This window comes from Frankia sp. ACN1ag (assembly GCF_001414035.1).
In the GTDB taxonomy this organism is placed as follows: domain Bacteria; phylum Actinomycetota; class Actinomycetes; order Frankiales; family Frankiaceae; genus Frankia; species Frankia torreyi.
Window position 1 is genome coordinate 76,669 of sequence record NZ_LJPA01000002.1, and the last position, 11,384, is coordinate 88,052.

General features: G+C 72.9%; 9 protein-coding genes. 1 reads left to right on the plus strand and 8 read right to left on the minus strand.

The window, feature by feature from the left end; genetic code table 11:
- Nucleotides 1-250: 250 nt before the first annotated feature.
- Nucleotides 251-1,612 (plus strand): glycosyltransferase, encoded by a 1,362-nt coding sequence (locus tag UK82_RS01805; protein WP_044884815.1) that lies wholly within the window; start codon nucleotides 251-253, stop codon nucleotides 1,610-1,612.
- Nucleotides 1,613-1,655: 43 nt separating this feature from the next.
- Here the strand turns inward: UK82_RS01805 and UK82_RS01810 are convergent, their stop codons facing one another.
- The 8 genes from UK82_RS01810 to UK82_RS01845 all read right to left on the minus strand — a co-directional run.
- On the minus strand, nucleotides 1,656-2,780 hold the full coding sequence (locus UK82_RS01810; RefSeq protein WP_083507010.1) for an LLM class flavin-dependent oxidoreductase: 1,125 nt from the start codon (nucleotides 2,778-2,780) through the stop codon (nucleotides 1,656-1,658).
- Between the two features lie 11 nt (nucleotides 2,781-2,791).
- A complete protein-coding gene (locus UK82_RS01815) occupies nucleotides 2,792-4,630 on the minus strand; it encodes an FAD-dependent oxidoreductase (protein WP_082121813.1) in 1,839 nt (612 codons plus the stop codon).
- An 11-nt stretch (nucleotides 4,631-4,641) separates the two neighbouring features.
- Nucleotides 4,642-5,988, minus strand: coding sequence for an NtaA/DmoA family FMN-dependent monooxygenase (locus UK82_RS01820; RefSeq protein WP_055406123.1), 1,347 nt, complete (start codon nucleotides 5,986-5,988; stop codon nucleotides 4,642-4,644).
- Between the two features lie 59 nt (nucleotides 5,989-6,047).
- Nucleotides 6,048-6,881, minus strand: coding sequence for an ABC transporter ATP-binding protein (locus UK82_RS01825; protein ID WP_044884812.1), 834 nt, complete (start codon nucleotides 6,879-6,881; stop codon nucleotides 6,048-6,050).
- On the minus strand, nucleotides 6,871-7,881 hold the full coding sequence (locus UK82_RS01830) for an ABC transporter ATP-binding protein (protein ID WP_095212130.1): 1,011 nt from the start codon (nucleotides 7,879-7,881) through the stop codon (nucleotides 6,871-6,873). Before UK82_RS01830 ends, UK82_RS01825 begins: the two co-directional genes overlap by 11 nt.
- The gene (locus UK82_RS01835; protein WP_044884811.1) at nucleotides 7,878-8,771 is read right to left on the minus strand and encodes an ABC transporter permease; all 894 of its coding nucleotides are present in this window, start codon (nucleotides 8,769-8,771) and stop codon (nucleotides 7,878-7,880) included. The genes UK82_RS01830 and UK82_RS01835 overlap by 4 nt, the downstream gene beginning before the upstream one ends.
- Nucleotide 8,772: 1 nt before the next feature.
- Nucleotides 8,773-9,807 (minus strand): ABC transporter permease, encoded by a 1,035-nt coding sequence (locus tag UK82_RS01840; RefSeq protein WP_044884810.1) that lies wholly within the window; start codon nucleotides 9,805-9,807, stop codon nucleotides 8,773-8,775.
- A 69-nt stretch (nucleotides 9,808-9,876) separates the two neighbouring features.
- Nucleotides 9,877-11,317, minus strand: a 1,441-nt coding sequence (locus UK82_RS01845) for an ABC transporter substrate-binding protein (protein WP_396230434.1), incomplete at its 5' end; no start/stop codon positions are given.
- Nucleotides 11,318-11,384 lie beyond the last annotated feature (67 nt).

Below are 11,384 nucleotides of genomic sequence, written 5' to 3' on the forward strand. Positions count from 1 at the left end.
CCGGGGGCTCGTCCGTCAGGCCGCGCGGCGACGACGTCCGCGCCGACGCCCGCCAGCGATCCCGACGCCCGCCGCAGGCCCGATGCCCGCCGCAGGCCCGACAGCCGCCGCAGCCCGGCACAGGTCGGGAGTCGGCGGTGGATGTCGCACGCCCTCCTCCGCTCCCCCACCCCGCCAGACCCCCACCCCGCCAGACCCCTGCAACGCCAGACCCCTGCAACGCCAGACCCCGCCACGCCAGGAGACCGCCATGACGCGTTACCTCGTCCACTGCTCAACCGCCGCCGGGCACCTGTTTCCCCTCGTCCCCGGCCTGCTCGCGCTCCAGGAACGCGGCCACGACGTCCGGCTGCGCGTCGGTGCCGCGCTCGTCGACACCGCCCGGCGCGCCGGTCTCGACGCCGAACCTCTCGATCCGCGCATCGACGAGATCGTCGTGCGCGACGACGCCGCCGGCAGCGGCGCCGACCAGCTCCGGCTGGCGCTGGCCGGGCTGATGGCCCGAGGACCGCTCGAACGGGCCGACCTGACCGCGGCGATCGACGCCGTCGACCCCGATGTCGTCCTCGTCGACACCAACGCCTACGGCGCCGCGGTGGCCGCGCAGGCGTCCGGCCGGCCGTGGGCGATCACGCTGCCGTCCCTCATCGCGCTGCCCGGACGCGGCATCCCGCCGTACGGGCTGGGCCTCGCCCCGGCCCGCGGGCCCCTCGGCTGGGTGCGGGACCGGGCGCTGTGGCCGCTGGTGATCCGCCAGTACGGCAAGGCGATGCTGCCGCCGCTCAACGCGCTGCGCGCCGGGGCGGGCCTGCCCGCGCTGACGAACCCGCTGGACCACTTCCTCAGCGCCGACCGGCTGCTGGTCCTCGCCGGCGACCCGCTGGAGTACCCGCGGGTGGACGCGCCGGCGAACGTCTGCTTCGTCGGCGCCCAGGTCTGGGACCCGCCGGCCGCGGTGCCCGACTGGCTGGCCGAGCCCGGCGACCCCTGGGTGCTCGTCACGATGTCCACCGACTACCAGGGCGACGAGCGGCTCGCCGAGGTGGCCGTCGAGGCGCTGCGCGACGAACCGGTGCGGGTGCTCGTCACCCTCGCCGACGCCCACGGCCGGGTCGACCTGCCGGCGGCGGCCAACGTGCGCGCCGAGCGGTTCGTCCCGCACGGTCCGGTGCTCGAGCGGGCGGCGGCGGTCGTCTGCCACGGCGGGATGGGCATCGTCCACAAGGCGGTGGCGGCGGGGGTGCCGATCGTCGCGGTGCCGTTCGGCCGCGACCAGCCGGAGGTCGCCCGCCGGGTGGTCCAGGCCGGCGCCGGGGTCAGCCTGCCGGCGAAGCGGCTGACCCCCGACCGGCTGCGCGCCGCCCTGCACGCGGCGATGGCCGGCCGGGCCGGCAGCGCCGAGGCGTCCCGCCGGCTGCGGGCCCTCGCCGCGACCTCGGCCGTCCCGAGCGGCGACGTCGACCGCGCCGGCGACGTCGAGGATGTCGACGGGTTCGATCCGGCCCGTGGACCGGCCGGGCTGGGCGGGGCACGCTTCGCCGCCGCCGCGCAGGAGCTCGCCCTGCTCGCCCCGGCGGCCGGCGACACTCGGGCGACGATCACGGCGAGGTGAGCGGTGGACGTCCAAGCAGCGGCGTCGGCCCCAGTGATCGGGGTCAGGCTCCGGCCAGTGCGGGCGCGGCAGGGGAGGCGGGTTTCCAGCCCAGGGCGGGTGCGACCTCGGTGGCGATGAGTTCGAGCGCCCGGATCGCCACATCGTGGTCGAGGACCGCCGGGTTGAACTGGGCGATCAGATCCGTGGCGACCGGCAGGACCCGCTCCTGCCGCAGCTGCGCGACGATCTCCTCCGGATGGCCGTAGAAGGAGTGGAACCGGCGCAGCGCCTCGTCGGTGTCGATTCCCTTCGGGAAGGCGCTGTGTCCGTTCGGGAAGGCGTCATGTCCGTTCGGGAAGGCGTCGTGCTCGGAGAACCGTCGTGCGGCCGCGAGCACGTGCGGCCCGATCTGGGCCAGTGCGGTCCGCCGGTCGGCCGCGGGAAAGATGAACCGCGACAGGCCGAGGCGCGGCGGGCGCGGCCGGTTCCACGCGGCGAGGTAAGCGTCGGCCCAGGGCCGCTGCACGGTGTCGGTGGGCTCGTCGTAGCCGTAGGCGGCGCGGTTGAACAGCAGGTTCGAACCCGAGGCCGCGGCGTACTCGGCACCCGGACCGCTGAAGACGCCCTGCCAGATCCGGTCGGTGAAGTCCCGAGCGGGTGGCTGGATGGTGAAGCCGGGCGCGCCGACCTCCTCGTTCGCAAGCGCCTTGCGCAGCACCGCCAGCCCCTCGCTGGTCAGCTCGCGCCGACGACCCACGTCCCGACCGAAGGCGGCGTACTCCAGCTCGCTGCCACCGCTGCCGACGCCGATCTCGACCCGGCCGCCGCTGAGCGTGTCGACGACCGACACGTCCTCGGCCAACCGGACCGGGTCCTCCAGCGGCAGGATCGTGATCGCGGTGGCGAGCCGGATGCGCCGGGTGCGCGCGGCGGCGTAGGCCAGGAACGTCCAGGGTGAGGGCAGCCCACCGCCGCCCAGGGACACGTGGTGCTGGGCCACCCAGCCGACGTCGAAGCCGAGTTCGTCGGCGGCGACGAACAGCTCCTGCGCGTGGTCGTAGGTGGATGCCAGGTCGCCCGGACCCTGGACGTGGGTGAGGAAGCCGAGCCGGAAGCGCGGCGAAGCGGATCCGCCGGTGGCGGACACGGCAGTGGCGGACTCAGCGGTGGTGGACTCAGCGGTCATACCGACGCCTTTCAGGATCGAGCGGATGCGGTCGCGCCGGCAGGGACGGCGACCTGTTCGACGCCGACGACCTGCTCGACGCCGATCACCTGGCCGGCACCGATCACCTGGCCGGCACCGAGGACGAGGTCGAGGACGGCGCCGGCGCCGGCGGTGGGAAGCTCGGCGCCGCGCCAGGCCACGTGCTGGTCGGGGCGGACCAGCACGTTGTCGGCGCCGTACAGCGCGCGCACCGCCGGGTCGGTGAGGTGGACGACCGTGAACGGCAGCGATCGGACGAGCGCCTCGGCGACGAGGGCCCGTTCCACCTCCCGGTCCGCGGACAGCACGAGCAGCGCGAAGCCGTTGCCGATGCGGTCGTAGAGGGTGCCGCCGTAGGGGTCGACGAAGCCGTCCGGTGCGCGGTGTCCCGGCCGCGGGTCGTCCTGGTAGACGTCCGCACGCCACGGTGGTTCGGCGTCGAGCTGGCCGTCCTCGTACCAGATCGCCGACGACGCGTCGTAGCGCTCGTCGAAGGTCACGCCGGGCGCGCCGAGAGCGCCCTGGCTGATCCGGGCGCGGATCTCGGCGCGGCGCGCCTCGGCCTGCGGGCTGTCGTCGGCGTCGTCGGGGATGCCGAGCCGGCGCAGTTCCGCCAGCAGTGCGTGCGAGTGCCGCGAACGCTCCAGCGCGTGCTCGGCGATCCGCCAGTTGTGCCGGCGGCGCTCCTGGTCGTAGGAGTCCAGCAGCTCCTCGGGGGCCTGACCGGCGAGCACGGCGGCGAGCTTCCAGCCGAGGTTGACCACATCGCCGAAGCCCTCGCCGAGGTTGCCGCCGGGGGTGCGCACGTGCGCGGCGTCGCCGGCCAGCAGCACCCGCCCGCGGCGGAACGTCCGCGCGATCCGGGTGGCGTCGTAGAAGGTCGTCGACGAGACCAGTTCCAGGTCGAGATCGAACCCGAAGGCGGCCCGGGCGGAGTCGAGCAGTTCCGCCTCGGTGGGGGTGTGGTCGAGCGGGTACGGCCCGGCGTACACGCGCCACTCGCGGGTGCTCACCGCGGCGAGGAAGCCGGCGGCCCGCTGGTTGAACACGATGTTGGTACCGCTGGGCGCCGGGCCGACCCGGTCGGAGATGTCCTGCGTGCGCACGATGAGCCGCAGCCGCTTCTCGGTGGCGTGGGCGCCGTCGCGTTCGATGCCGGCGAGCCGGCGGACGGTGCTGCTGCCACCGTCCGCGCCGAGCAGGTAGCGCGCCCGGATGGTGCGCCGCGCGCCGGACTCACCATCCTCGGGGAGCACGTCGGCCTCGATCCGGTCGACGCTCTCCCGCAGCGCCACCAGCCGCCAGCCGCCGGCCACCCCGACGCCGCGCCGGTCGAGGTGGTCGAGGAAGACCCGCTGCAGCGCGCTCTGCGGACGGCGCAGCGCCTCCGCGGCCGAGTGGCCACCGCCGGCCGAACCCGCGAAGGACGGGCGGCGGGGGGCGAGGAGCTCGTGACCGACGAGCGAGGTGACCAGCCGGATGCCCTGGTTCCACTCCGGCGGGAAGGTCCACTCGTCGCGGATCCGTTGCAGCAGCCCCCAGCGGCGGAAGTGCTCCACCGTGCGCGGGCTGTGGCCCATCGCGCCGGCCCGGACCAGCGTCGCGGTGCGGGCGCGGTCGACGACGGCGACCCGCACCCCCCGGGCGGTGAGCTCCACGGCCGCCGACAGGCCCACCGGGCCGGCGCCGACGATCAGCACGTCGACCTCGGTCGGCGGCGTGGCGGTGGGGAAGTGCACGGTGTGGACGTCGCGCCCACCCGTGGCCGAGTAGGCCAGGTCCGAGTCGGCCAGGCCCGCGGGAGCCTGGTCCGCCGAATACTCCGTCATGGTGGTCCTCCTCAGGCCTGTGCGGCCGCGGTCTCGCGCTCGCGCGCGTAGCGGTTGACCGGGATCGGCAGGCCGAGGTTGTCCCGCAGCGTGTCGCCGGTGTACTCGGTGCGGAACAGGCCGCGCTTCTGCAGCGACGGGACGACGTCGGCGACGAAGCGCTCGAGGTCGTCGTGGGTGCGGAAGCGGAGGTTCAGCCCGTCGGCCGCGCCGGTGGTGAACCACTGCTCGATCGCGTCGACGACGGTGTCCGGCGCGCCGGTGAACGGCGACGGCGCGTACTCGGTGACCGTCTCGACGACCTGCCGCAGGGTGAGCCCCTCCTCCCGGGCGTGCCGGACGATCTCCAGACCGCGGGTGCGCCCGCCCTTCTCGGCCAGGTGCGCGAGGTCGGGGAACGGCGCGTCGAGGTCGTGCCCGCTGAAGTCGTAGGCCCCGAAGCTGCGGCCGAGGAAGCCGAGCTTGCGGTCGAAGTCGTTGTCGGCCTCGAAGATGTCGCGGGACAGCCGGTGCGCGTCGGCGTCGGTGGCGGCGACGACGGGGCTGGCGCCGACGAGGATGACGACGTGGTCGGGATCGCGCCCGAGCGCCGCGGCCCGCCGCTTGATGTCGGCGTAGTAGTCCTGCGATTCCGCGAGCGACCCCCCGGGGGCGTAGATGCCCTCCGCGACGTGGGCGGCCAGGGTGCGGCCCTCCTCGGAGACGCCCGCCTGGAAGATGACCGGCTGGCCCTGCGGCGACCGGTCGAGGTTGAGCGGCCCGGCGACCTTGAAGTGCTCGCCGACGTGATCGAGGGCGTGCAGCTTCGTCGGGTCGAGGAAGAGGTTGCGTTCGACGTCAGCGGGGAAGGCATCGGGCTCGTAGGAGTCCCACAACCCGCGCACGACCTCGACCGCCTCGAGCGCCCGGCCGTAGCGGGTGCCGTAGTCGAGGTGCTCGTCGAGCCCGTAGTTACGCGAGGTGCCGGTGTCGAAGCTGGTCACGACGTTCCAGCCGGCGCGCCCGCCGCTGATGTGATCCAGCGAGGCGAACCGGCGGGCGAGGTTGAACGGCGAGTTGTACGTCGAACTCGCCGTGCCGATCAGGCCGATGTGGCGGGTGTGGGTCGCGACCGCCGACAGCAGCGTCAGCGGTTCGAGCCGGCTGAGGTAGTGCGCCGGGTAGCCGGCGTTGATGAACTGGCTGTCGACGATGAAGTACGCGTCGAACAGCGCCTGCTCGGCGGTCTGCGCCTGGCGGATGTAGTAGTTGATGTCGACGCTGGCGTTGTTCGGGACGCGCGGGTCCTTCCACAGGCCGTGCTGGCCGGGGCCGCCGACGCCGTAGGCGCTCAGGGCGAGATGGAGCGTGCGGGCCATGTCGGGTTCCCTTCTGACGGATGACGTCCGGCCTGGTCAGGGGTCAGGCCGGACCGGGGTCAGGCGTGCAGCAGGGCGCGCAGCGCGTCGCGCTCGGCCCGGCTGGCGGCGGCGGAGCGCAGCGTCGGCGCCGAACCGACGAGCAGCCGGGCGTAGGGGTGTCGGGGGGCGCTGATGACCGCGCGGGCGTCCCCCACCTCGACGAACTCGCCCTGGTAGAGCACCGCGACGCGGTCGGCGACGCCGGCGACGGAGCCGAGGTCGTGCGAGATGAAGATCAGTGCGACGCCGGCGTCGCGTAGTTCCTTGAGGATCTCCAGGATTCCGACCCGGTTGGCGGAGTCCAGGGCGCTCACCGGCTCGTCCAGGATGATCAGCGCGGGCTCGGTGACCAGGGCGCGGGCCACCGCGACGCGCTGGCGCTGGCCGCCGGAGAGCTCCCCGGGCAGGCGGCCGAACAGCTCGCTGTCCAGGCGGACGCGCGCGAGGTAGGCGCGCCCGCGCTCGATCGCCTCCTTGCGGCCCACGCCCTGGACGAGCAACGGCTCGATGAGGGACTCCTCGATGGGCAGGTCGGGATCGAGGCTGCGCAGCGGATCCTGGAACACGTACTGGACGACGCCGCGGCGACGCAGCGCGCGCCACTGCCGGGGGGAGTACCGGGACACGTCCTCGCCGTCGATGAGGATCCGGCCGCCGGAGGCCCGCACCAGGCCGAGCACCGCACGGGCGAAGGTCGACTTGCCCGAGCCGGTCTCGCCGATCACGCCCACGGTCTCGCCGCAGGCCACCGACAGCGAGACACCCTGCAGCACCCGACGCCGGCGCCGCCGCAGTCCGTAATGGACCTCGAGATCGGCGACTTCCAGGACCGGCCGGCCGTCAGCGGACACCGTCCAGCTCCTTCCGCTGCTCGCCGCCGCCGCCGGCGCCGGTGTCGGTGTCGGTGTCGGCCAGGTAGCGGTCCAGGCCGTACTGCTCGTGTTCGGCGATCAGCAGGCGGGTGTACTCGTGGCGCGGGTGGTAGAGCACGTCCGCGGTCGCCCCGTGCTCGACGACCTCGCCCGCGCGCATCACCAGCACCTCGTCGCAGACCTGCGCGACGACGGCGAGGTCGTGGGACACGACGACGAGCGCGAGGCCGCGGCGCTCCCGCAGGTCGGCGAGCAGGTCGAGGATCTCGGCCTGCACGGTCACGTCCAGGGCGGTGGTCGCCTCGTCGGCGATGAGCACCTGCGGGTCGGCGGCGATCGCGGTGGCGATGAGGACGCGCTGGAGCATCCCGCCGGACAGCTCGTAGGTGTACTGGTCGTAGACGAGCTCGGGGTCGCGCAGGTGCACCGCGGTCAGCAGCTCGAGCGCGCGGCGACGCGCGTCGCGCCGCCGCAGCCCGGACTTGACCTGGATGACCTCCGCGATCTGCACTCCCACCTTGAGGGACGGGTTGAGGTAGGAGGCGGGGTCCTGGAACACCGCGCTGATCGTCGATCCGCGCAGGTCCGTCCACTGCGGGGTCGTCAGCCGGGCGATGTCGCGCCCGGCGATCTCGATCGACCCACCGGCCACGGCGAAGTGCGCCGGCAGGATGCCGAGGATCGCGCGGCAGGTCAGCGTCTTGCCGCTGCCCGACTCCCCCACGATGCCGACGGCCCGGCCGGGCCTGAGTTCGAACGAGACGCCGTGCACGATCTCGCGGTCGTTGACGTCGTCGCGGATCCGCACGTCGCGGACCGCCAGCACGGCGGCCTGGGCGGCCGGCGGATCCCCCGAGCCCACGGCCGGTGGGTCCACGGCAGGCACGTCCACTGCGGGCGAGTGCGCGGCGGGAGGGTCCGCCGGACGCGCCGCGGGCACCGTGGCGGTGACCGTGGCATTGGAACGGGTTCTCGTCATGGGGCGACGCCTCCGGCGGGAATCGGTTCGGCTGGGTCGAGGCGGCGGGCGCGCGCCCGGCGGCTGTGCAGCAGCGCGCGGCCCGCCTCCCCGGACACGTCACGGATCGCGTCGGCCAGCAGGTTGCTGCCCCACACCGTCGCCATGATCAGCAGGGCGGGGACAGCCGGGGCCCACGGCTGGTAGGACAGGTAGCCGAGGTCGGAGGCGAGCAGGCCACCCCAGGTCGGCGCCGGCGGCTGCACCCCGATGCCGAGGAAACTCAGGCTGGAGACGACGACGAAGCCGACGCCGATCGTCTGGGCCAGCGCCACCGCGACGGGCGGCAGCACCTTCCCCCACACGTGCCGGCGCGCGATCCAGCCGATCGACGCGCCGGAGATCAGCGCCGCCTCGACGTACTGCGAGCGGGCGACCGCCAGCGTCGCCGCCCGCGCGACCCGGTAGAACAGCGGGGAGACGAGCACGCCGACGGTGAACATCGCCTGCGGAATCCCGTTGCCGAGCAGCGCGGTGACGGCCACGGCGTAGATGAGGAACGGCAGCGCGATGAGCGTGTCGGCGATCCGCAGCGTGAGCCACTCGAACACCCGGCCGAAGTACACCGACAGGATGCCCGGGACGACGCCGACGGTCAGCGCGATCAGCGCGACCTCGACTGAGCCGAGCACGCTGGTGCGTGACCCGGCGAGCAGCCGGCTGAAGACGTCCCGGCCGAGGTAGTCCGTCCCGAGCCAGTGCTCCCAGGAGGGGCCGGTCAGGGTCAGTGCACTCGTCCCCAGCGGGTTGTGGGGAGCCAGGGTCGGGCCGAGGATCGCCAGCAGGACGATCAGGGACAGAATGCCGACGGCGAGCCGGCCGGTCGGCAGCGCCAGGACGCGACGGACCATGTCACACCCCCCGCTGCGAGGCCGGGGTGACCCGGCCCAGGACGATGTTGACGATCAGGTTGAAGGTGACGACCAGCACGATCGAGACGACGAGCACGCCCTGGACCGCCGGTACGTCCCCGGCCTGTGCGGAGTCGTTGGCGAACCGGCCGAAGCCCTGCAGCCCGAAGATCCACTCGGTGACCACGGAGCCGCCGATGAGCGTGGGGAACCGCCAGCCCAGCACGCTCAGGGCCGGCCCCACCCCGTTGCGCAGCACGTGCCGGAAGAAGATCCGCCGCGGGCTGAGCCCGCGCACGATCGCGCCGGTCACGTAGTTCTCCTGATAGGACGCGATGAGACCGGAGCGCAACTGGCGGGCGACGTCGGCCATCGGGTCGAGGCTGAGCGCCAGCGCCGGCAGCAGGATGTGGGTGAACCACGGCCACGTCCCCACGCTCGCCGGCACGTAGCCCGCGGCCGGCAGCCAGCCGAGCCCGACGGCGAAGACGGTCACCAGGACGATGCCGACCACGAAGGGCGGCATCACCGAGAAGACCGTCAGGAAGCCCGTGATCGCCCGGTCGATCCAGGTCGTGCGGCGCACCGCCGCCAGGGTGCCGAGCCCGAAGCCGAAGACCACGCCGATGATCAGTGCCAGCGTCACCACCGACAGGCTGATGGCCAGGCCGTTGCTGATCAGCTCGGCGATGTTCGTGCCGTTGGACCAGCTCGCGCCGAGCTGGCCGTGCAGGATGTCGGTGAACCAGCTCCAGTACTGGGCGAGGAACGGGCGGTCCAGGCCCCACTGGTGCTCGATGCGGGCGACCGCGTCCGGGGTGGCGCTCTCCCCGAGCTGGATGCTGGCGGGGCTCAGGCCGCTGAGCGCCCGCAGGGCGAAGGTCAGGAAGGTCGCCACCAGGAAGACCGGGACGAAGATCGCGACCGAGCGGGCGAGGGTGACCAGGACGCGGCCGGCGGCCCGCCGCGCCCTGGCGGCGGCGAGCGCGACGCCCGGGTCGGCAACGGCCGCGTGGTCAGCCGTGCTCACCGCCATGGGTTGCCTCCTCTCTTCAGGCCTGATGGGCGTGCGTGGATGATCGGCGAGATGCGTGGATCGGCGAGATCAGTTGCCGATGGTCACGCCGGTCCAGTCGATGTGGGCCGGGTTGGCGGGCAGCGCGGAGATCGCCTTGTTCTTGACGAACAGGTTCGGGCTGGAGTAGGTGAAGACGAGCGCCTTGCTCTGCAGGCCCACGCGGGTGGCCGCCTGCAGGATCTGCGGGTAGTCCGGCGCGTCCAGCGGCGTCTGGCGGACCTTGGCGATCGCGGCCTCGAAGCCGTCCGGCTCGTAGGGCGAGCTGAGGTTCAACGGGCCGTCCGGCCCGAAGTGCGCCGTGAGCGTCTGAGCGGCCGAGTCACGCCCGGTCGTGCCGTACAGCGAGAGCGTCAGATCCTTGGCGAAGAAGGGCGTCGCCCAGTTCTTGTTGATCTTGATGGTGATGGTGATCCCGACCGCCGCGAGCTGCGACTGCACGATCTCCGCCGCCGGGTCCTCCTTCGAGATGACCAGGTCCAGCTTGATCTGGCCCGGCTTGAAGCCGGCCTGCTCGAGCAGCTGCTTCGCCTTCGCCGGGTCGTAGGGGTACAGGTTCGCCGACTTCTCGTCGTAGGCGATGTACCCGGGCGGGAAGGGCTGGTTGGTCGGCTTGCCGTACCCGAAGGTGAGCTTGTCGACGAACTCCTGCCGGTTGGTGGCGTAGCGAACCGCGTCGACGACCTTGGGGTTGTTGAACGGCTCCTTGTTGATGTTCAGGCTGATGTTCGAGGCGTTGAAGCCCGGCTGCACGAAGACGTCGAGGCCGGCCGCCTTGGCGGCCTTCGCCTGGCTCGGGGCGAGGTCGGCGAAGTTGTAGACGCCCGTCTGCAGGCCGGAGACGACCGTCGACACGTCGGGCGCCGAAACCAGCTCCACGTTGTCGATGTGGATGTTCTTGGCGTCCCAGTAGTTCGGGTTCTTCTTCAGCAGGACCTTCGTGCCCGGAATCAACTGCGTGACGACGAACGGTCCGGCGCCGACCGGATTCTGGTCGAGCTTCGCCGGATCCGCCGCGGCTTTGGGACTCGCGATCTGCAGCACGCGCTCACCGAGCAGCAGCGGGATCTGGTGATCGACCTGGGTGAGGTGGACGACCACGTCCAGGTCGCCGCTGGTGGTGACCGACTTGATCGAGGTGAGGTCGCCGAACAGCGCCGAGTTCTTCTGCGACTTGGCCCGGTCGATGGCGTTCTTGACCGCCGCGGCATTCACCGGAGTGCCGTCGCTGAAGGTCAGCTTCGGGCGCAGGTGGAACGTGATCTCGTCGCCGGCGCTGTTGTAGGTCCAGCTCTGCGCCAGATCCGGGACCGCGTCGCCCTTCGCGTCCGTCCTCGTCAGCGCGGCATACGGCAGAGCGAGGATGCGGAACTGGGCACCGCTGCCCCCGACCACCGGATCCCAGTGCGCCGGGAAGAAGGAGGAGGCCCACTTCAGGGTGGCAGTCTTGCCGCCTCCGCCGCCGCCGCCGNCGGCGGCGGCGGCACCGGCACCGGAACCGGAACCGCAGGCGCTGAGAACGAGGGCCGCGAGGGCCA

Bases quoted from the DNA above. Each gene is read 5' to 3' on its own strand.
- UK82_RS01805 (WP_044884815.1), top strand. From the start codon at position 251: ATGACGCGTTACCTCGTCCACTGCTCAACCGCCGCCGGGCACCTGTTT.
- UK82_RS01810 (WP_083507010.1), bottom strand. From the start codon at position 2,780: ATGACCGCTGAGTCCACCACCGCTGAGTCCGCCACTGCCGTGTCCGCC.
- UK82_RS01815 (WP_082121813.1), bottom strand. From the start codon at position 4,630: ATGACGGAGTATTCGGCGGACCAGGCTCCCGCGGGCCTGGCCGACTCG.
- UK82_RS01820 (WP_055406123.1), bottom strand. From the start codon at position 5,988: ATGGCCCGCACGCTCCATCTCGCCCTGAGCGCCTACGGCGTCGGCGGC.
- UK82_RS01830 (WP_095212130.1), bottom strand. From the start codon at position 7,881: ATGACGAGAACCCGTTCCAATGCCACGGTCACCGCCACGGTGCCCGCG.
- UK82_RS01835 (WP_044884811.1), bottom strand. From the start codon at position 8,771: ATGGTCCGTCGCGTCCTGGCGCTGCCGACCGGCCGGCTCGCCGTCGGC.
- UK82_RS01840 (WP_044884810.1), bottom strand. From the start codon at position 9,807: ATGGCGGTGAGCACGGCTGACCACGCGGCCGTTGCCGACCCGGGCGTC.